Annotated in this window: 16 protein-coding genes; 15 read left to right on the forward strand and 1 reads right to left on the reverse strand. The window is 42.4% G+C overall.

From position 1 onward, the window contains the following. Positions 1 to 44 precede the first annotated feature (44 nt). From QDI94_RS09130 to ymfI, 8 genes are all read left to right on the forward strand, one after another. Positions 45 to 1,187 (forward strand): MGDG synthase family glycosyltransferase, encoded by a 1,143-nt coding sequence (locus QDI94_RS09130; RefSeq protein ID WP_278868486.1) that lies wholly within the window; start codon positions 45 to 47, stop codon positions 1,185 to 1,187. Beyond that, positions 1,184 to 2,533 carry a serpin family protein gene (locus QDI94_RS09135; RefSeq protein WP_278868488.1) on the forward strand — a complete coding sequence of 450 codons (1,350 nt, stop codon included), beginning with the start codon at positions 1,184 to 1,186 and terminating at the stop codon, positions 2,531 to 2,533. The genes QDI94_RS09130 and QDI94_RS09135 overlap by 4 nt, the downstream gene beginning before the upstream one ends. A 279-nt stretch (positions 2,534 to 2,812) precedes the next feature. Next, the gene (locus QDI94_RS09140) at positions 2,813 to 3,799 is read left to right on the forward strand and encodes a helix-turn-helix transcriptional regulator (RefSeq protein WP_278868492.1); all 987 of its coding nucleotides are present in this window, start codon (positions 2,813 to 2,815) and stop codon (positions 3,797 to 3,799) included. A gap of 313 nt (positions 3,800 to 4,112) precedes the next feature. Then, positions 4,113 to 4,973: a helix-turn-helix domain-containing protein gene (locus QDI94_RS09145; protein ID WP_101029800.1), complete on the forward strand. Its 861-nt coding sequence runs from the start codon at positions 4,113 to 4,115 to the stop codon at positions 4,971 to 4,973. 382 nt (positions 4,974 to 5,355) lie between these two features. After that, the gene (locus QDI94_RS09150; RefSeq protein ID WP_278868495.1) at positions 5,356 to 6,162 is read left to right on the forward strand and encodes a hypothetical protein; all 807 of its coding nucleotides are present in this window, start codon (positions 5,356 to 5,358) and stop codon (positions 6,160 to 6,162) included. Positions 6,163 to 6,305: 143 nt separating this feature from the next. Beyond that, positions 6,306 to 7,763: a glutamate--tRNA ligase gene (gene gltX / locus QDI94_RS09155; protein WP_278868497.1), complete on the forward strand. Its 1,458-nt coding sequence runs from the start codon at positions 6,306 to 6,308 to the stop codon at positions 7,761 to 7,763. 25 nt (positions 7,764 to 7,788) lie between these two features. Next, complete coding sequence (locus QDI94_RS09160; RefSeq protein WP_101029803.1) at positions 7,789 to 9,480, forward strand: glutamine--tRNA ligase/YqeY domain fusion protein; 1,692 nt, start codon at positions 7,789 to 7,791, stop codon at positions 9,478 to 9,480. Positions 9,481 to 9,650: 170 nt separating this feature from the next. Beyond that, positions 9,651 to 10,391, forward strand: a complete 741-nt coding sequence (gene ymfI, locus QDI94_RS09165) for an elongation factor P 5-aminopentanone reductase (protein ID WP_278868500.1) — start codon at positions 9,651 to 9,653, stop codon at positions 10,389 to 10,391. Positions 10,392 to 10,468: 77 nt separating this feature from the next. Here the strand turns inward: ymfI and QDI94_RS09170 are convergent, their stop codons facing one another. Then, positions 10,469 to 11,935 carry a UDP-N-acetylmuramoyl-L-alanyl-D-glutamate--2,6-diaminopimelate ligase gene (locus QDI94_RS09170; protein WP_278868502.1) on the reverse strand — a complete coding sequence of 489 codons (1,467 nt, stop codon included), beginning with the start codon at positions 11,933 to 11,935 and terminating at the stop codon, positions 10,469 to 10,471. Positions 11,936 to 12,460: 525 nt separating this feature from the next. On the opposite strand from QDI94_RS09170, the gene QDI94_RS09175 reads away from it, so the two are divergent. The 7 genes from QDI94_RS09175 to fusA all read left to right on the forward strand — a co-directional run bounded on the left by QDI94_RS09175 (position 12,461) and on the right by fusA (position 22,171). After that, complete coding sequence (locus tag QDI94_RS09175) at positions 12,461 to 13,798, forward strand: extracellular solute-binding protein (RefSeq protein ID WP_278475449.1); 1,338 nt, start codon at positions 12,461 to 12,463, stop codon at positions 13,796 to 13,798. Between the two features lie 236 nt (positions 13,799 to 14,034). Further along, a complete protein-coding gene (locus tag QDI94_RS09180) occupies positions 14,035 to 15,534 on the forward strand; it encodes a carbohydrate ABC transporter permease (RefSeq protein ID WP_278868505.1) in 1,500 nt (499 codons plus the stop codon). Beyond that, positions 15,531 to 16,394, forward strand: coding sequence for a sugar ABC transporter permease (locus tag QDI94_RS09185; RefSeq protein WP_278868508.1), 864 nt, complete (start codon positions 15,531 to 15,533; stop codon positions 16,392 to 16,394). Before QDI94_RS09180 ends, QDI94_RS09185 begins: the two co-directional genes overlap by 4 nt. 70 nt (positions 16,395 to 16,464) lie before the next feature. Next, complete coding sequence (locus tag QDI94_RS09190) at positions 16,465 to 18,120, forward strand: alpha-amylase family glycosyl hydrolase (protein WP_278868511.1); 1,656 nt, start codon at positions 16,465 to 16,467, stop codon at positions 18,118 to 18,120. An 872-nt stretch (positions 18,121 to 18,992) separates the two neighbouring features. Beyond that, positions 18,993 to 19,412, forward strand: a complete 420-nt coding sequence (gene rpsL, locus QDI94_RS09195) for a 30S ribosomal protein S12 (RefSeq protein ID WP_278868514.1) — start codon at positions 18,993 to 18,995, stop codon at positions 19,410 to 19,412. Between the two features lie 157 nt (positions 19,413 to 19,569). Beyond that, positions 19,570 to 20,040 carry a 30S ribosomal protein S7 gene (gene rpsG / locus QDI94_RS09200; RefSeq protein ID WP_021882688.1) on the forward strand — a complete coding sequence of 157 codons (471 nt, stop codon included), beginning with the start codon at positions 19,570 to 19,572 and terminating at the stop codon, positions 20,038 to 20,040. Between the two features lie 31 nt (positions 20,041 to 20,071). Continuing rightward, positions 20,072 to 22,171 carry an elongation factor G gene (fusA, locus tag QDI94_RS09205; RefSeq protein ID WP_101029810.1) on the forward strand — a complete coding sequence of 700 codons (2,100 nt, stop codon included), beginning with the start codon at positions 20,072 to 20,074 and terminating at the stop codon, positions 22,169 to 22,171. The last annotated feature ends 46 nt before the right edge of the window (positions 22,172 to 22,217 follow it).

Here is a 22,217-nt window from a genome sequence, read left to right on the forward strand (position 1 = left end):
TGCAAAACCGTTTTGCGCTTATTTTAAGTTTACGGAGGATTGATATGAAAATAATCATATTCACAGCCTCAACAGGCGGCGGGCATAAAAGAGCCGCCGCGGCTATTGAATCAAAAATAAAAGCTGTAAGCCCCGATACAAAGGTCAAGGTTATTGACGCTATGAAAACAATCGGAAAGGTGTACGATAAAACCGTTTGTGACGGTTATCATTTTATGGCAACAAAGATTCCGAAGGTTTACGGCAAATTTTACAAAATTACCGACAGAAGAACTCTTATGTACAAGGCTGTTATGCAGTCAAACACAATGATGTCGGCAAAGCTGCTTGATACAATCAACGAGTACAAGCCCGACGCGATTATTATGTGCCATCCGTTTGTTACAACAATGATTTCAAAGCTGCGCCGTCAGCACAAAATTGAGGTTAAGGCAATCAGCCTTATAACAGACTATGACGCACACAGAACATATATCGTTCCGTATGTTGACGCGTATGTGCTTGCAGAGCCTGATATGGCAACAAAGCTTATTGATGAATACGGTGTTGACGAGAGCATAATATATCCGCTCGGCATCCCGATTTTTGACCGCTTTACAGAGCCTTTTGACAAAAAGGCAATTTGTGAGCGTGAAGGACTTGACCCGAACAAGCCTACAATTCTGCTTATGGCAGGTTCTTTCGGCGTTACAAGCGTGCTGAGCTTTTACAAAGCCCTTGCACAGCGTGCTTCCGAAATGCAGTTTATTGTCATCACAGGCAGAAACATAAAGCTGTTTGCCAACCTTGAAAAGCTGGTTGAAGAAACGGGTATGCAGGACAATACCAAGCTTCTCTACTTTGTAAAGAATGTTGAAGATTATATGCACATATCAGACCTTATTGTTACAAAGCCGGGCGGACTTACCGTTACCGAAAGCCTTGCCTGTTCGCTTCCTATGGCAATTTACAGTGCGTTTCCCGGTCAGGAACGGGACAATGCGGAATTTTTACTCAACAAGGGCGCGGCAATTATGCTCCAAAAAAAGACAGGCGCAGATGATATCGTAAACCTTGTTAAAAACACAGAAAAGCTTGAAGAGATGAAGGCAAAGTGCAGAGAGCTGCACCGTCCCGATTCGGCTGAAAAAATATTCAGACTTGCACAGAAGCTTTGCAACGAATCTGATGGAGGAAATAACAAATGATGAAAAAAGCAATTTCTTTTGCATTGTGCCTTCTTATGGCAGGCACAGTACTTACGGCGTGTTCAAATCCCGATGAATTTTCGGACAGCGAAAATCTTTCGCTTAAGTACACACGCTCCGACAAAACCGATGATACATTCAATTATGCAGACGGTGCCGACACCGCCCCGTCATCATATGATACCTATTCCGCAAAAATAACCGATTTTGAACTCAGGCTTTTCAGAAACCGTCACAAAAGCGGTTCATATGTATTTTGCCCCGCAAATGCGGTGCTTAATCTTGAAGCGGTGGCTAACGGTGCGTCTGGCGATACTCAGGAGGAAATCACAAATGCACTTTGCAGCGGCGTGACGCTTGAAAATATGAACCAATGCGCGTCATATTTTGCAAGCCGCATTCAGTCTGTCGCATCATCCGACAAATCCCCCGAAAGTTCGCAGAGCTCGGAAAATGATACGGAAAAGAACGGTGCTAAGAATTTTGTAAAGCTCTCAAACTCAATTATCTCAAATGACAACGCCGACATTATGACAGGCTTTTTGCAGACAACAAAGGATTATTATGATACGGATGTTCTGCGTTTTGATTATGCAAGCGATGACGCTCTTAAAAAGCTTGACAAAAAATATGCCGATTTCACAAACAGCGGTTCTGTTTTTAAAAATCTTGACGCAAAGCAGAGCGTAATTTCGCTTTCTGCGGCAGATATCTGTGACAGATGGCTTAATCCTTATGCACAGACCGACCTTGAAAAGGGCAAGTTTAAGTCGGCTGACGGTGAAAAAGAAGTTACATATATGACCTCAAACGAAACATATATGAAGTCAAACAAGGCGACTGCCGTTATGAAATATTTTTCGCAGACGCCTCTGAAAATGATGGTTATTATGCCGAACGAAAGTGTTTCGCTTGATGATTACGCAACCGATTTTACGAGCCTTGAGTACACAACATTGCTTGACAGCGTTGATGTAACCAAAACAGCCAAGGCAAAAATCCCTGAATTTTCAGTTGACGGAAGCAAATCCGCAGAGGATGTAACGCAGATTGTTGAAAAAAGCGGAATCAATTCATCGTTCACGGCTGACCGTTCAAGCTATAAAAACCTGAGCCGTTCCGATGATATTGCGTTCAGCGCAATGTACGACATCGCTCCGTCGCTCTCAATCAATGCCGGCGGAATCGGCGGTATGCAGTCAAACGGCGATAAGGCAGAGCTTGAAAAAAGAACACAAAAGCTCGCCGACACGGATGTTACGGTAGAATTTAACCGTCCGTTTATGTTCGTTATCCTCGATAACGAAAGCGATATCCCGTTGTATATGGGAACATACACAGGCTGACTTTGTCAGCGGTGAAGAGTGAAAAGTGAATAGTTAAAAGTTATGGTCGGGCAGACAGTTTGCAAAACGCAAAGCAAGGTTGCCCGACCGTTTGTTTTTTACGAAAGCCGCAGACCGTTTGTGTGAGCCGTATTCTCTTATACGGTATAACAATCATTTTTAAAAAGTGATAATTGTAAAAAATATTCAAAAGCATATGGAATTTGAATTGAAAATTTGATATAATGAACACATATTGTTAATCTTTTAAAGGGGAACGGTATCGTGTCGAGAAATCCAATGCAAAAACAAAAGCTCTTGTATCTGCGCAAAATTATGCTTGAAAAAACAGACGAAAACCACGGCTTGACCTCAAGCGAAATACTCGCGGAGCTTGCGTCCTACGGAATACAGGCTGAGCGAAAAAGTCTTTACGACGATTTGCAGGTGCTTGAAAAGTTCGGTATGGATATTTGTAAAACAAAATCCTCAACCGTGAAATATTATGTCGGAAGCAGAGATTTTGAACTTCCCGAATTAAAACTTCTTGTTGACGCAATTCAAAGCTCAAAGTTTATCACCGAGAAAAAGAGCTTTTCGCTGATTCACAAGATTGAGGGTCTTGCCAGTGTTTATGAGGGCAAGGAGCTGCAGCGTCAGGTGGTTATTTCAAACCGAGTCAAAACCATGAACGAACGAATTTATTATTCGGTTGACAAAATTCAGAATGCAATAGCACTCAACCGCAAAATCTCGTTCAAATACTACCGTTTGGAACTCGATTTTTCGGGAACGGAGCGAATTGTCAAGCGCGAAAAAATCAGGGACGGCGGATATACGGCATCACCGTGGGCGCTGTGCTGGGATGATGAGAATTACTATCTCATTGCCTATGACACCTGTGCCGACAGTATAAAGCATTACCGAGTTGACAAAATGGACGATATCGAGGTGCTTGATGATGAGCGTGACGGGGGAAAGACCTTTGAAAAATTTGATCCTGCAGATTATTCAAAGGGCGTTTTCTCAATGTTCGGCGGTGAAAAAGCTACGGTTAAGCTGTCGGTTGACAATGATTGCATAGGTGTTATTGTTGACAGGTTCGGCAGGGATATTTTTGTTACAAAGGAAAGCGACACAACATTCGGTGTATCGGTTGATATTATGACAAGCAAACAGTTCTACGCTTGGGTATTCGGTCTTGGCGGAAAGGTCAGAATTATATCACCGCAAAATGTTGTTGATGAATTTAAAAAACAGCTTGAAAATGTAAACGAATCATTTTAATTGCCGTATGATTGGCAACATTTCATATTAAAATCGTTAAATAATAATGTCTGATTCGGAAACAATCATAACAATTATCAGTAGAAAAATTGATACATTATTGCGTAGAATAAAAAATCAATTAACATACAGCAGACAGCGGAATATTTAAAATTTGCACTAATTGCAGTTTATACATTTATTTTTTGCACATTTGTCGTAATTATTGACTTTATTGTGCATAAAGTCTATTATATTGTTGCAGTGATTATTTGTGTTGTTTTCAGACACAAAATGTTTGAAGACATAATTTTTTAGAATCGGGGTTATTATTATGAATTTTGATTTCTTGCGTTCGGCAACCGCATCCAGTTCAGCTTACAGAGTAGTCTGCGGTGAAATGATTATTGACAGCAATATGTGGAATGTTCACAACGAGGTTCTTGTGGCTGTTGTAAGGGACGGCTATATGACCGTTGAAATGGGTGCTGACACTTATTCGCTCTCAACAGGCGACATTTACTTTATTTCACCTAACCAGAGATATAAGATAAACAACACAGGCAACGCAAGGGTTGAGGTTGTCCTTCTTAACCTTTCAAATCCCGCGTCACTTACTCAGGAATTTATTCCGCAGAGCCTCATCAGAGGTCTTGTAACAGGCAACTGTACTCACTTTGCAAAGATTCCGAGAGGCGACTACCGTTACAACAACCTTATTGACGATATTAACACAGTTATTACTGCCGAGAATGAAAAGCATGAGTATTTTCAGATTCTTGTTCACGGCAAAATGTACGATATTTTCTACATTCTTTTCTCATCCGGTCTTGTGAAAATTTGTGATGTTGAAGCTCAGGGCAAAAAGTACCGTGCTCTTCGCAGAATTACAGAGTATATCAACAACAATTTCTGCGACAGTATCACTCTTGATACAATAGCACAGACAACAGGTCTTAGCCGTTACTATGTATCACACCTCTTCAAGGAGCTTATGAATACAACATTTGTAAATTACCTCAATGAGCTTAGACTCACAAGAGCGGCAATGCTTCTTACAACAACAGACACTCCCGTCATAGAAATTGCAGGAATGTCGGGTTTTAACAACATCTCAAATTTCAACAGAGCATTCAAAATGTACTACGATACAACACCGTCAAAGTACAGAAGAGCTGAGAAACAGTCAGTATAAACAAATATTTTTACAGTAAAAAGGGCTGCGAAGAACGAAGTCTTAAACTTCATTTCTTCACAGCCTGACTTATTTTGTGAAGCACGGCGAATTTATAAAATTTAAACATAAGAATATATATAAATAAACCGCAAAAGGCACATAACCGTCATCGTTTTCGGTTATGTGCTTTCTTGCTTTTGTTGGGCTGTTTTTCGCACTCCCCCTTTTGCTTTATAGGTAATATTTTACCTTCTTCGGTAGTATTGTTTAAAAAAGGCAGTCCATTTTTGTAGAGTTTCCAAGTTGAAAACAACCGTGTACAGTGGTATAATTAAGGCGTGTGTAATATTTACTGCACATAAATTGTTTGTGTTTAGAAGTATTAAACGGCGGTGAAACGATGAAGTTTTTTAATAAAAATATCAACAAAGTTTTGTCGGTTGTCCTTGTTGTGATTTCCGTTTTTGTAGTACTGCAGTTTGTCTGCTCAAACGGAACGCTTAATGCAGGCGAAACTCCAAAGGAGTCGGCAATGGCAAGGGTTAATCCGAATATTCAGAGGATTGTGCCTACAACGGCGGTTCCTGCAACAGTTCCCGTTGAAACAACCACAGCAAAGCCAAAGGCTGCAACTCAGCCGGCAACAAAAGCCACCAAGGCGACCAAAGCGACTAAAGCAACAAAGGCTGCCAAGGCTACAACTCAGCCAATTACTACTGAGGCGGCAACGGTTCCGTTTGCAACCGCAATTCCGCCCAAAGAACCTGTTGACTATCAGTCACAATGGGACGCAGGTTATCTTGTTGCGATTGATAATCCGGACAAAACCTATGAATGTGCAAAGGTTACTCTCACAGATGAGGACAGAGATTTGCTTGAAAGGCTTTGTATGGGTGAGTTCGGCTCGGGAGGTTTTATCGGTGCGGCGCTTATTGCACAGTCTGTAAAGGACGCAATGTGCTTTGACGGCTACCCGACTGTTGAATCGGTAATTAAAAACTGTCATTACACAGGCAGTACCAAAATCGGTACTAACGAGGCTTGTATTCAGGCGGTAAGTTATATTTTTGATGAGAACAAAGACGCGGTTCAGCACCGCATTATGTATATGTATAATCCCGATATGGTTCAGAGTGCCTTCCATGAAAGCCAGAACTATATTTTGACATATCAGACCGTCAGATTTTTTGACAGATGGGGATATTGACGGAGGCTGTTGACTGCACCCATACAGACTTGAAACAGTGTGAAAAATATGATATAATAAGCCGTATATATGTGACAATTGTGCTGTGGGTGAAAAATGCGCCGATCGGCACACTAAAACATAAGTTTCGGAGGGATATTATTATGGCTGAAAAAACTGTCCGTACACGATATGCACCAAGTCCGACAGGCTTTATGCATGTCGGCAACCTGCGTACTGCTCTTTATGAGTACCTCGTTGCAAAATCACAAAACGGTAAATTTGTTCTCAGAATTGAAGATACCGACCGTGAACGCCTTGTTGAGGGTGCGGTTGATGTTATATACGATACAATGAAGCTTGCAGGACTTAAACACGATGAAGGACCCGATATCGGTGGCGATTTCGGTCCTTATGTTCAGTCCGAAAGAAAGGATATGTACCTTCCTTATGCCGAACAGCTTATAAAAGAGGGAAAGGCTTACCGCTGTTTCTGCACAAAGGAAAGACTTGAAAAGTTACAGGAGGACAGCGTTGGCGGCGGTTATGACAGACATTGCCGTAATCTTCCGCAGGAAGAAATTGACAGGCTACTTGCCGAGGGTACACCTTATGTAATCCGTCAGAAAATGCCGATTGAGGGCAGTACAACCTTTACAGACGCGGTTTTCGGTGAAATTACCGTTGACAACAGCGAACTTCAGGATCAGATTCTCATTAAGACTGACGGTTACCCGACATACAACTTTGCAAATGTAATTGACGACCACACAATGGGCATTACTCATGTTGTCCGTGGTTGTGAATATTTAAGCTCCACACCGAAATATAATCTTCTTTATGAGGCATTCGGCTGGGAAATCCCGACATATATCCACCTTCCGCTCATTATGGGCAAGGACGCCGACGGCAATGTTTCAAAGCTTTCAAAGCGTCACGGCGCAACAGGCTTCTATGACCTCATTAACGAGGGCTACCTCCCACAGGCAATCATCAACTATATTGCACTTCTCGGCTGGTGTCCAAAGGATAATCAGGAAATTTTTACCCTTGCAGAGCTTGAAAAAGAGTTTGATGTAAGCGGTATCAGCAAGTCACCGTCAATTTTTGACTATGACAAGCTTTCATGGTTCAACGGTGAGTATTTAAAGGCTATGACTCCCGAAGAATTTACGGATGTTTGTATGCCATACTATAAGAAGGTTTTCGGTGACAGAGAAATGCCTTTTGAGAAGTTTGCCGAAATTCTTCAGAAAAGAACTACAAAGCTTACGGATATTCCCGAAATGCTCGGTTTCTTTGCAGAACTTCCCGAATATGACAAGGAGCTTTTCGTAAATAAGAAGAGCAAGACTAATCTTGAAAACGCTCCCGTTGTATTGAGTGAGGCTTATGAAAGATTAAAGGCTATGCCTGTTTGGGACAACACTTCAATTCACGATTGCCTCATCAATATGGCAGTTGAAAAAGAGCTTAAAAACGGCACTGTTATGTGGCCTGTAAGAATTGCCGCGGCAGGCAAGACAGTAACTCCGGGCGGTGCTGTTGAAATTCTTGACATTCTCGGAAGAGAAGAGTCGCTCAGAAGACTTGAAATCGGTCTTGAAAAGCTCGGCGCATAATTCTACTGACGGAGGTACACGGCAAATGGCTGATGAAATAAAGAATGTTGAGGGTGACGCTGCCGTTCAGGGCAACTTCATCTGGGATTTTATAAAAGAGGATACTGCCGAGGGCGGAAGATTTGAGGGTAAAAAGGTTCACACCCGTTTTCCTCCCGAACCGAACGGCTATCTTCACATAGGTCATGCAAAGGCTCTTTGCATTGACTTTGGTACTGCCGAGCATTTCGGCGGAATCTGCAATCTTCGTATGGACGATACCAACCCTACAAAGGAAGATGTAGAATATATTGACGCTATCAAAGAGGATATCAAGTGGCTCGGTTACGATTGGGACGACAGATTTTTCTATGCATCACAGTATTTTGATCAGATGTATGAATTTGCCGTTGAGCTTATCAAAAAGGGACTTGCATATGTTTGTGAGCTTACTCCCGATAAGGTGAGAGAATACAGAGGCGACACACAGACTCCTGCAAAGAGTCCGTACCGTGACCGTCCTATAGAAGAAAGCCTTGATTTGTTTGAGAGAATGAAAAACGGCGAATTTGAGGACGGCAAAATGACTCTCCGTGCAAAGATTGACCTTGCGTCGGGTAACTTTAATATGCGTGATCCTGTTATCTACAGAATTAACAGACTCAAGCATCACAGAACAGGCGACAAGTGGTGCATTTATCCTATGTATGACTTTGCTCATCCGATTGAGGATGCTCTTGAGGGCATTACGCACAGCCTTTGTTCACTTGAATTTGAGGCTCACCGTCCGCTTTATGACTGGGTAATTAACAATATTTCCGTTCCGTGCAAGCCAAGACAGATTGAATTTGCAAGACTCGGAATTAACAACACGGTAATGTCGAAGAGAAAGCTCCGTGAACTCGTTGAAAAGAACTATGTAAGCGGCTGGGACGATCCGAGAATGCCCACACTCTGCGGACTTCGCAGAAGGGGTTACACACCAAAGTCAATTCGTTCGTTCATTGAGCAGATTGGTGTTTCAAAGGTTAATTCAATTGTTGAATACGGCTTTCTTGAGCATTGTCTGCGTGATGACCTTAACGAAACAGCAGAGCGTACAATGTGCGTTTTAAAGCCTGTTAAGCTTGTTATTACAAACTATCCCGAGGGACAGAGCGAAGAATTTGAGGTTGAGAACAACCCGAACCGTCCTGAGGACGGCACAAGAAAGGTTACTTTCAGCCGTGAGCTTTATATTGAAGAAACCGACTTTATGGAAGAACCCGTAAAGAAGTATCAGCGCCTTTATCCCGGCAACGAGGTAAGAATCAAGTCTGCATACATCGTAAAATGCACAGGCTGCAAAAAGGATGAAAACGGCAATGTCGTCGAAGTTTACGCAGAGTATGATCCCGAAACAAAGGGCGGAAATACTCCCGACGGCAGAAAGGTAAGAGGTACAATTCATTGGGTTGACGCCAACAACTGCCTTGATGCGGAGGTAAGACTTTACGACAACCTCTTCACGGTTCCCGATCCCGATACAGGCGACAGAAACTTCCTCGATTATCTTAACGAAAATTCACTTGAAGTTCTCACAGGCTGTAAGGCTGAAAAGAATATTGCAGGTGCAAAGGCTCCGAAGAGCTATCAGTTTATGCGCCACGGCTATTTCTGCATTGACAACAAGGACAGCTCACCCGAGCACCTCGTATTCAACCGCAGTGTAAGCCTTAAAGACAGTTTTAAGAAGTAAAATAAACAAAGGGCGGTCTTTTCTTTGACCGCCCACTTTAATAAGAATTTGTGTTCGATAAATATGTTTTGATGTAATCAATACTATGTTTAAATTTGAACACAATATGTTCAATCGTGTGTAATACACACGAACGGGCGGATGATATCCGACCCTGCATGGGTATTGATATGATAAAAAAGATACTTGTAACAGGTGCATCGGGCGGAATCGGTTCACAGACTGCCGTTGCTTTTGCAAAATGCGGTTGCGATGTTGCGTTGCACTTTGCAAAAAATTCCGAAAAAGCCGAGAGCCTTGCCGAAAAGCTTACAAATGAATACGGAATAAATGCCTTTGCGGTGCAGGCAGATGTTTCCAATTATGAGAGTGTTTGCAAAATGTTTGATGAAATCGACAGCCGATTTGGTAATCTCGATGTACTTGTCAATAATGCAGGCATCGCACAGCAAAAGCTGTTTACCGACATAACTCCCGATGAATGGAAGAAAATGACGGGGGTTAACCTTGACGGTGTTTTCTACTGCTCGCAACAGGCACTCAAAAGATATATGATTAAGAACCACAGCGGTGTTATTCTCAATATCAGCTCAATGTGGGGACAGGTCGGTGCATCATGTGAGGTGCATTACAGTGCGTCAAAGGCGGGTGTAATCGGACTTACCAAAGGTCTTGCCAAGGAGGTCGGTCTGTCGGGAGTGCGTGTCAACTGTATTTGTCCCGGTGTGATTATGACCGATATGATGAAAGGCTTTGATGAGCAGACCGTACAGGAGCTTAAGGAGGAAACTCCGCTTAATATGCTCGGTATGCCCGATGATATTGCAGAAACTGCTGTGTTTCTCTGTAGCGACAGGGCAAGGTTCATCACGGGACAGATTGTCGGTGTAAACGGCGGAATGATTATTTAACTTAATAAGAGTATGAAAAAACGGTCGGAATTGATTTCCGACCGTGATTTTTTTACTGTATTTATATGTTTATGGGTTTAGCTTTTGCCGTTGAGAATATCAGCAATGATTTCTCTCTCGTCCATATGGTACTTAACACCCTTGATTTCCTGATAATCCTCATGACCTTTGCCTGCAAGTACGATAATATCTCCGTCCTCGGCATTGTCCATGCAATATTTAATTGCATCTCTGCGGTTCGGCACGACAACATACTTGCCGTCTGTTTTTGCAAGACCTGTCTTGATGTCCTCAATGATGTCCATAACATCTTCAAATCTTGAGTTGTCTTCCGTTACAACCGAAAGGTCTGAAAGTCTGCCCGAGGTTTCGCCCATTTCATAACGGCGAACTTTCGGACGGTTGCCGCCTGCACCGAACATTGTAATAAGTCTGTGCGGATTGTATTGGCGAAGTGTTTCAAGTACATTTTCCATTGAAAGTGCGTTGTGTGCGTAGTCGATGATGAGTGTGTAGTTGTAGGGAACAGGCACACGCTCAACTCTGCCCTTGACCTTGGCAACCTTGAGAGCGTCAATAATCATCTGATCTTCAATTTCGTCAAAGAATGAAACTGCCGAAATTGCCGCAAGTGCGTTGTATGCATTGAATTTGCCGGGAATGTCAACATCAACAGAAAGATTTTTGATTCCCTCTGTTTCAAAGTGAACACCGACAAATCCGTTTTCGGAGAGAAGATGAGCATTTTTGCCCTTCAAGTCCGCATTGTCGGCAAAACCGTAGGTGAGAACAGAACCCTTGAAATCCTTTGTGATATCCTTCCATGCGGGATCGTCAATATTTGCAGCGGCAAATTTGCATTGTCTGAAAAGCAGACTCTTGCAGTAGAGATATTCCGCAAGGTCTTTGTGTTCAACACCGCCGATGTGGTCATCCGAAAAGTTTGTAAAGATGCCGACATCAAAAGTCATGCCTGCCAGACGGCTGTGTTTAAGTCCGATTGACGATGCCTCAATTACCATAGCCTTGCAGCCGGCGTTAATCATATCACGCATTGATTTCTGAATAATGTATGATTCGGGAGTTGTGTTGTCGGTTTTGTGGGTTTCTCCGCCGTAAACAACACCGAGTGTTCCGATTGTGCCGGTCTTGATTCCTGCGTGTTCAAAAATTTCCGCAACCATTGCTGTTGTTGTGGTTTTGCCCTTTGTGCCTGTGATTGCAACCGTGTAGAGCTCATCCTCGGGATGTCCGAAAAATTCAATGCTCATAAGCGAAAGAGCGTATCTTGTGTCATCAACCTTTACAACGGCAACATCACTCGGCACTTTAAAGTCGAGGCTGTCGCTGATAACGAGTGCCGACGCACCTTTTTCAACGGCTGACTTTGCGTACCTGTGTCCGTCTGAGGTATAGCCCTTAAGGCACACAAAGGCCGTGCCTTTTTTAACCCTTCGCGAATCATAGATAATATCCGAAATTTCGGTATCAAGATTTCCCTGAACCGTATATTCAAGATTTACAAGGAGATTTCTAAGTTTCATTATCGTGCAGCTCCGTTTCCCCGACTCACGGTCGGATTCTGTTTTGCGTTACCCTATAATTATAACAATTGTCAGCGCTTATTACAACTATATGTTAAAAAATTAATGTGTGATGTTTGAAATAAATGCCTTTGTTTTGTGATTGGTCATTTTTTACTAAAATCAGGAAATTTTGCCGAAATTCAAGCTTATTTTATGAATAAAGAATATAATTTGGGTGTTATGTCAAATAACCGTCGGGTGTGATTGTGCAACTTGTGCAAATGGTATTTTAGCAAAATAAACAATTCAAATCAATACAATTTGTGCAATAAGTAGAATTCCAATAAAAAAGATGTCATATTGCACAAAAATAATTTTGATTTTTAACAACATAGATAAAAAGTACAAAGGGAGTTGAAATTCAGGCGATTTTTTGATATGATTTATGTAGCGGATATGATGCACTTTGTGCGTTATATCCTCAAAAAAAGTATGTAATCCGAAAGGACACTACGAAAATATTCAGAAAGAGGGATTTTTCCAATGAAAAAGATTCTCGCCATTTTATTGGCAGGTATGATGACTGCTACTGCACTTGTTGGCTGCGGCGGCGGAGACGCATCATCGAAAACAGACAACGGTTCAAAAACAGACAACGGTTCTTCGGACGGTGCTGCTAAGATTGAAGGCTCAATCGTTGACGACAGTTACTTCGGCGATGAAGGTACAGACAGCAAGCCTGTAACTCTTAAGGTATGGGCTCCTGATGCTGCTGTAAGCCTTGTTAAAGAGCAGGTTGAGGCTTTCAAAAAGGCTTATCCTAAAAGAAAGTTCAAGGAAATCTCAGTTGTAGCACAGGGCGAAAAGGATGCTGCTACAAATATGCTTAACGATGCTACAACAGCTGCAGATGTATTCAGCTTCCCGAGTGATCAGCTCAACAAGCTTGTTGATGCAGGCGTTATTTCTCAGGTTGCATTTAAGGATGCCGTAACAGAGGCTAATGATGAGGGAACTGTAAAAGCAGGTACACTTAATGGTACCCTCTATGCTTATCCTGAAACAAACGATAACGGTTACTATCTCGTTTATGATAAGTCAGTAGTTTCAGACGAGCAGGCTCAGACACTTGAGGGTATTCTTGAGGCTTGTAAGAAGGCAGGTAAGAAGTTCATTATGAATGCCGGTGACGGTTACTATGCTTGTACTTTCGCTTTCACTGCAGGTGTTAAAATTGACGGTCTTGAAAAAGACGGTATTACACAGAAATTTGTTAAATATGACGAAGATGAAGCTGTTAAAACACTTCAGGCTTTTGCAAAGCTCATCAAGGATTACAGAGGTACATTCCAGTCGCTTGACGTTGCTAACATCGCTTCAGGTTTTGCAAGCGGTAAGTGTGGCGCAGGTATCGACGGTTCATGGGATACAGCTTCTAACCAGAAGGCTCTCGGTGACAACTTCGGTGCTGCAAAGCTTCCTACAATCAATGTCAACGGCACAGACAAGCAGCTTATCTCAATGTTCGGTTATAAGTACATCGGTGTAAACGGTTCTTCTAAGTTCCCGGCAACAGCTCAGATTCTTGCTCACTATCTTGCAGGTGAAGAGTGCCAGCTCCAGAGAACTGAGAAGCTCGGTTGGGGACCTTCAAACAAGAAGGTTCAGGAAAACAAAGCTGTAACAGGTTCTCCTGTTCTAAAGGCTATCGGTGAGCAGGCTAAGAATGCTTGTATACAGGTTAATATTGCTTCAACATTCTGGGATCCTATGGCTAACCTTGGCAACAAGATCATCGCTGACACATGCAAACCTTCAGATGCAGCTGCTATGAAGAAGCTTCTTAACGAAACAATTTCTAACGTTAGGGATGAGGGCTAATCGTTAAGTAAGTTAAATTGATTTAATTTAATTGATTAATTAGCTGCGGGACACTCCGAAAACGGAGTGTCCCGTAAAAAAAGAAAAAATGCGGACTGTCCGCTTGCGTTATCAATTTGTGTATTCGCCTGACTAATAATGTTTTATTACGAACGGCAACTATTATAAGATAGCGTAAAAAGTATTATTAGTTTGGTGTATTAGAGAGATTTGCAAATTATTAAGGAGAGCGCCTAATGACATATGTTGAATACAAACAGCTCAATCCTTTCCAGAGATTTGCCTACAACACAAAGAAGTTTTTCTGTAACATTCCTCATGCCGTTGCCCATTTTTTTACAGCACTCGGCAAGGCAATAGTTAAGTTCTTCGTAGGCATCGGCAAGGGCTTTGCCAACTACGGCAAGACCTTCGTAAAAGGCGACTGGGCTACAAAACTTTCCTACCTTATTTTCGGTGTAGGTGATCTTAGCAAAGGTAAATATTACAAGGGTATTCTTTTCTTCGCTGTTGAAGTTCTCTATATCCTTTATATGGCTTTTTTCGGTTGGGGATATCTCAAAATGTTCCCGACACTTGGTATTCAGGCTCAGAGAACTGAATATATCAACGGTATCATTCCAAAGCCGGTACCCGGCGATAACTCAATGCTTATTCTGCTTTACTCGGTATTGACACTCGTAATCACAGTAGTGGTTTTCGCTATTTACATAACAAACATCAAAGATGCGTACAGACATCAGATTATGAAGGCTAACGGTCAGAAACCGACTTCATTCAAATATGATATGAAGCAGTTCCTTGACGGTAAGTATCATATCACACTTATGTCATTCCCTGTACTTATGATCGGTATCTTCAATGTTCTGCCGCTCATATTTATGATTTTGATTGCATTTACCAACTATGATAAACAGCATATGCCTCCGGGAACACTGTTCACATGGATTGGTTTTGACAACTTCGGCTCACTCTTCAACCTCGTTGAAGGTGCTAAGAAGGGTTATACATTTGTTAAGCTCACAGAATGGACTCTTATCTGGGCTGTTGCAGCTACATTCTCAAACTATATCCTCGGTATGATCTTTGCTCTTATGATCAACAAGAAGGGTATCAAGTTTAAATCACTCTGGAGAACACTTTTCGTTATCACAATTGCTGTTCCTCAGTTCGTATCACTTCTTCTCATGAACCAGATGCTCCAGTCAAACGGTGCTGTAAATATCCTGCTTTCAAACATTACAAACAGTCATGTTGAAATTCAGTGGCTGACTGATAATGCAACACTGGCTCGTTGGGTAGTTATCATCATTAACTGTTGGATAGGTATTCCGTACACCATCCTTTCTATGTCGGGTATTCTTATGAATATTCCTGAGGATCTCTACGAATCTGCAAGAATTGACGGTGCAGGTCCTGTAAAGACATTTACGGCTATCACACTTCCGTATATGCTCTTTGTTACAACTCCTCAGCTCATTACCCAGTTTGTCGGCAACATCAATAACTTTAATGTTATTTACCTGTTGTCAAACGGTAGTCCGACGACCGAAAAATATTATCAGGCCGGTCAAACCGATATCCTTGTTACATGGCTCTTTAAGCTGACCATGATCTCTCAGGACTACGGACTTGCCGCCGCGATAGGTATTTTGGTATTTGTTATTTGCGCAACGCTCTCACTCATTGTGTATAATAACTCAAAATCAATGAAGGATGAGGAGGCGTTCTCATGATAAAAAGTTACAAGTTAAGAAGACACATTGCGAACGCTTTTGTTTACCTGTTCCTTATTGTAATGGGTTTCATTTGGATTTCTCCGTTCATCTATCTTTTAATGCATTCATTCCGTGGCGGTGCTGAAATTTACGGAAGTACAATTATCCCGCAGGAATGGACACTCCAGAACTACATTGATTTGTTCACAGGCTCAGGCGGTACTGCAAGCCTTAACTTCCCGAGATGGTTTCTTAACACATTCGTAGTTGCTTGTTTCAGCTGCGTAATTTCTACAATTTCGGTTCTTATGGTTAGTTACGCATTCAGCCGACTCAGATTTAAGGCTCGTAAAAAGTTTATGAATGTTGGTATGATTCTCGGTATGTTCCCCGGCTTCATGACAATGGTTGCTATTTACTACCTTCTCAAGGCAATGGGTCTTACTCAGACTCTCGTTGCTCTTGTAATCTGCTACAGCTGCGGTGCCGGTCTTGGTTTCCAGATTTCAAAGGGCTTCTTCGATACAATTCCAAGAGCACTTGACGAGGCGGCAACCATTGACGGTGCTACCAAGAACCAGATTTTCTGGAAGATTATTCTTCCTATGTCAAAGCCGATTGTTGTTTACACGGTTCTTACTTCATTTATCGGACCGTGGACAGACTTCATTCTTGCTAAGATTATCATGGGTGATGCTCGTGACAACTATACTGTTGCTATCGGTCTTCAGCTAATGATTGATCAGGACTTTAAGAACACATACTACAAGCAGTTCCTCGCAGGTTCTGTTGTTGTTGCTGTTCCGATTACACTTCTCTTCCTCAAGATGCAGAAGTATTATGTTGAAGGTGTAACAGCCGGTGGCGTAAAGGGTTAATCCAATATACAAAAGCTCTCACGGGCGGCAGTCACAGGCTGCCGCCCATTTTAAATTTACGGAGGATACTATGAAAAAAATTCTTTCCATTCTTCTTGCAGGTGCAATGCTTGCGGGCTGTGTGCTTACAGGCTGCTCTGATTCTTCATCATCAAAATCAGATTCATCCGACGGAAATACTGCAAAAGTTGCCGACCCGATTGAAGGCGTTAAGGCAACTGCATCAACCGATAAATACAGAAACTACTACGAAATTTTCGTAAACTCTTTCTGCGATTCAAACGGTGACGAAACAGGCGACCTTCAGGGAATCATCTCACAGCTTGACTACCTTAATGACGGCGACCCAAATTCAGGTGACGACCTCGGTGTTGACGCAATCTGGCTTACTCCGATTATGCCGTCAAAGTCATATCATAAGTATGATGTTGAAGATTATTACAATATTGATCCCGACTTCGGTACGCTCGACGATTTCGACAAGCTTATTGAAGAATGTCACAAGCGTGGCATAAATGTAATTCTTGACCTTGTTTTGAATCACGCATCTTCAAAAAATCCGCTTTTCACAAAGGCTGTTGAAGAGGTTGCCGATAATAAGCTTGACGGCAATGCCGAATATTTTGAAATTCACAAGGCCTCATATTTTGACAGCGATACTCAGACTATCAGTCTTGGAAACGGTTATGCCTGTGAGGCGAACTTTTCTCAGGAGATGCCCGAATGGAATCTCAATTCTAAAAAGACGAGAGAAGAATTTACAAAAATTGCGAAATTCTGGCTTGACCGAGGAGTTGACGGTTTCAGACTTGACGCTTGCAAATACTTTACAAATAAGGAAACCGACGGAACAGAATTTCTCAAGTGGTTCTACGACACCTGCAAGGGCATAAAGGAAGATGTCTATATGGTTGGGGAGAACTGGACCGATGATTCCGATATTCAGGAGCTTTACAAATCCGGTATCGACAGCCAGTTTGCATTTAAGTTTTCAACCTCAACAGGCACAATTATCAGCAACATCATTTCGCAGGGCGGTATGGCTACTGCCAAAAAAATTATGAATTACGATAACAAAATGACAGAGTCAAATCCCAATGCTATCAATGCAATGTTCCTTTCAAACCACGATCAGGTTCGTAGCGGAAACGCACTTGAATCTCAGGGACTTTCTTCTCAGAAACTTGCAGCCGCAGTTTATATGCTTGCACCGGGTAATCCGTTCATCTATTACGGAGAGGAAATCGGCATTAAGGCTCCGAATACCACAAACGATGCGGCATACAGAACACAGATGGTTTTTGACAGCGACAACCTTCCCGATATTTATGTAAACGGTATCGGAGAAGAGGCAGAAGTGCCTACCGGCGGCGGTGTAAAACAGCAGCTTGCCGACAAGGATTCTCTCCTCAACTACTATCGTAGAATTATCACAATCAAAAATCAGAACCCCGAAATTGCAAGGGGCAGAATTGTAGGCACACAGGGCTTTGATGATAAGGCAGTCGGCGCTTACTATGTTGAATATGAGGGCTCAAAGCTCCTCATTATTCATAACTTCAGCAAGAAAGACGCCAAGGAGCTTACAATTACAGACGATATGATTAAGAACGCAACTCTCCGTGCAGACCTTATCCCCGAAAGCAGCTCAAAGCATACCGAGCTTAAAGACGGTAAAATCTCTGTACCGCCACAGTCAACGGTAATCATTAAGTCTGCTGAATGATTTTTTGTTCGTGCAGACAGTTATTTTGTATTAAAGACTATATCGCCTGAGCGTAGTATAGCTGCTGTTTGCACAATCCCGTAGGGGCGTTCATTGGACGCCCGCAAGTAAAGACACAAACATTGTGATAGAAATAAACTATATAAATATCACAAAGTTACTGCTATTTTGTAGGGGAGAACCGTGTTCTCCCGTTCGTGTGCATTGCACACGATTGCACGCATTGCGTGCAAAATTGAATACATAATTTTCATCACATCAAAAGTTATGTGAATAAGCAAACAGTATCATCAAGGCGGGCGTCCAATGAACGCCCCTACAAATTTGTGACATTTACTAAATTTTCAAATACATTGTTTGTTGCTACAAATGAAAAAATTAAAAATTCCGAAAACTTTCTTGTTTTTGTCACACAGTTGTCAATATTGGTATGGTAAAATAAAGATGCGGCGGATGTGAACGGCAAACACCGACCGATTAAACAGCTAATAAGATTTTTTCATTTGATACATTTTTCCTCTCTCTTAATTAAATATGAAAACGGGCAGTCATTTTTTGACTGCCTTTTTTCATTGCGGCGTGCCGCCGTTGTCAATTCGTGCAGACAATTTTTTGCTAGTCGCTGTGATTAATATACAGCTTTCATAATATAAAAACATATTCGTGGGAATGTATAATATTTATCAAGCATAAGCCCGCTTAAATTTTACAAAAAAATGCTTGACAAAAAGCGAGCGGATAGTTTATAATGTTTAATCGTGGGACATTCTGTAATTGCGCCCGTTTTTGGGGATATTATTGATGTTTCACAGGGCTTTGCAAAAGCAAAGCAGTTTTATCAATTCTTATATTTTTTGAAAGGAGGACAAATAATGCCTACATTTAACCAGTTGGTACGCAAGGGCAGACAGGTTTCCGAGAAGAAGGCAAAGGCACCTGCTCTCTTAAAGGGTTGGAACTCAAAAAAGCGTGTTGCTATTGATCAGAGCTCCCCACAGAAGAGAGGTGTTTGTACTGCAGTAAAGACCGCTACACCTAAAAAGCCTAACTCAGCGCTCAGAAAGATTGCCAGAGTAAGACTTTCTAACGGTATTGAAGTCAGTTCCTATATTCCCGGCATAGGTCACAACCTTCAGGAACACAGCGTTGTTCTTATTCGTGGTGGCCGTGTTAAGGACTTGCCTGGTGTTCGTTACCACATCGTTCGTGGTACACTCGACGCTCAGGGCGTTTCGGGCCGTATGCAGAGCCGTTCAAAGTACGGTGCTAAGCGTCCGAAGAAGGGTAAATAAGGAATTGACAAAACTCTCTTGACTTAAATTATTTAAGTTCTGCTATGCGGCAGGAATTTTACTATATATATTATGGTAGAATGTCTTGTTGGCATACGGGAGTTTGTCGCTTTCGAGTACCTATGATATCTCAATTATTGTGAAGGAGGGAAGCAAAGTGCCAAGAAGAGGTTCTATTGCGAAGCGTGATGTATTACCAGATCCGCTTTATAATTCAAAACTCGTAACTCGTCTTATCAACAACATTATGTACGACGGTAAAAAGGGCGTTGCTCAGAAAATTGTTTACGGTGCATTCGATATTATTGCTGAAAAGACAGGAAACAACCCGCTTGAGGTTTTTGAACAGGCTATGGAAAATGTAATGCCCGTTCTCGAAGTAAAGGCTCGTCGTGTCGGCGGTGCTACTTATCAGGTACCTATGGAGGTTCGTCCTGAAAGACGCCAGACACTCGGTCTTCGCTGGATTTCTACTTATTCAAGAGCTCGCAGCGAAAAGACAATGAAGGAAAGACTTGCAGGAGAAATCCTTGATGCCACAAACAGTGCCGGCGGTGCTTTCAAGAAGCGTGAAGACACTCATAAGATGGCTGAAGCTAACAAGGCTTTCGCTCATTACAGATGGTAATTTTATCATCAGCGTTTATTAGGAGGATTTTATGCCAAGACAGGTTCCACTTGAAAAAACAAGAAACATCGGTATCATGGCTCACATTGATGCCGGTAAAACCACAACAACTGAGCGTATCCTGTATTATACCGGCGTAAACCATAAAATCGGTGAGACACACGACGGTGCTTCCACAATGGACTGGATGGTTCAGGAAAAAGAGCGTGGTATCACAATCACCTCTGCTGCTACAACTGCATTCTGGTTCGGCAGCAAGCATCAGTATGACAAGCACAGAATCAACATCATCGACACCCCCGGTCACGTTGACTTCACTGTTGAAGTTGAGCGTTCACTTCGTGTTCTTGACGGTTCTGTAACAGTCCTCTGCGCAAAAGGCGGCGTTGAGCCTCAGTCTGAAACAGTATGGCGTCAGGCTGATAACTACGGCGTTCCGAGAATGGTTTATGTAAACAAGATGGACATCATGGGCGCTAACTTCTACCATGTTGTTCAGATGATGAAGGACAGACTTAAATGTAATGCTGTTCCGATTCAGCTTCCGATCGGTGCTGAGAGTGATTTCAGAGGCATCGTTGACCTCGTTACTATGAAAGCCGAAATCTATCACAACGAAGACGGCACAGACTACAGTGAAGAGGAAATTCCGGAAGAGATGCAGGATCTCGCTAACGAGTATCATGAGAAACTTATCGAATCAGTTGCTGAACTCGATGAAGATCTTATGGAGAAATACTTCGGCGGCGAAGAGCTTACAATCGACGAAATCAAGAGCACAATCAGAAAGGCTACTATTGACAACACAATGGTACCTGTAACCTGCGGTTCTTCTTACCGTAACAAGGGTGTTCAGATGCTCCTTGATGCTATCGTTGATTATATGCCTGCTCCGACAGATGTACCTGCTATCAAGGGTGTTGACCCTGAAACAGGCGATGAGGTTGAAAGACCGTCATCAGATAAAGAGCCATTCGCAGCTCTCGCATTCAAGATTGCTACTGACCCGTTTGTTGGTAAGCTCTGCTTCTTCAGAGTTTACTCCGGTACAGTTTCTGCCGGCACAACTGTTTACAACTCAGTTAAGGACACCAACGAGCGTCTCGGTCGTATCTTGCAGATGCACGCTAACGACAGAAAAGATATCGACTGCGTATACGCAGGTGACATCGCTGCTGCCGTTGGTCTTAAAAATACAACAACAGGTGATACTCTCTGTGATGAGAAGGCTCCTGTTATCCTTGAGTCTATGGAATTCCCTGATCCTGTAATTCGTGTTGCTATTGAGCCGAAGACAAAAGCAGGTCAGGAAAAGATGGGTATCGCTCTTGCAAAGCTTGCAGAAGAAGATCCTACTTTCAAGGCTTATACAGACGAAGAAACAGGTCAGACAATCATCGCAGGTATGGGTGAACTCCACCTCGAAATCATTGTTGACCGTCTTCTCCGTGAATTTAAGGTAGAAGCAAACATCGGTGCTCCACAGGTTGCATACAAGGAAACTATCCGCAAGGAAGCTTCTGTTGACGAAAAGTATGCTCGTCAGTCAGGTGGTAAGGGTCAGTACGGTCACGTTAAGATCAATATCTATCCTAACAAGGACAAGGGCTATGAGTTCGTCAACAACATTGTCGGCGGTGCTATTCCTAAGGAATACATTCCGGCTGTTGACCAGGGTATTCAGGGCGCAATGCTCAGCGGTGTTGTTGCAGGCTACAATGTAGTTGATGTTAAGGTTGAGCTTTATGATGGTTCTTATCATGAAGTCGACTCATCAGAAATGGCATTTAAGATTGCCGGTTCAATGGCATTTAAGAATGCTATGAAGAAGGCAGACCCTGTACTTCTCGAACCGATCATGAAGGTTACTGTTATCACTCCTGAGGAATACCTCGGCGATGTAATCGGCGACCTTAACTCTCGCCGTGGTATGATCCAGAGCATGGAAGCTGACAACGGCGTTCAGAGAGTTATCGCTCATGTTCCGCTTTCAGAGATGTTTGGTTACGCAACAGATATGCGTTCAAAGACTCAGGGCCGCGGTCAGTATGTTATGGAGCCTGACACATATGCAGAGGTTCCGAAGAACATTGCTGAAAAGATTATGAGTGAAAGAGCTAAGAAGGACTAATCGTTCCTTTTAATGCACTTTTTTCAAAAATGTATTGATTTTTTTA

The organism is Ruminococcus bromii (genome assembly GCF_928721825.1).
GTDB lineage: Bacteria > Bacillota > Clostridia > Oscillospirales > Acutalibacteraceae > Ruminococcoides > Ruminococcoides bromii.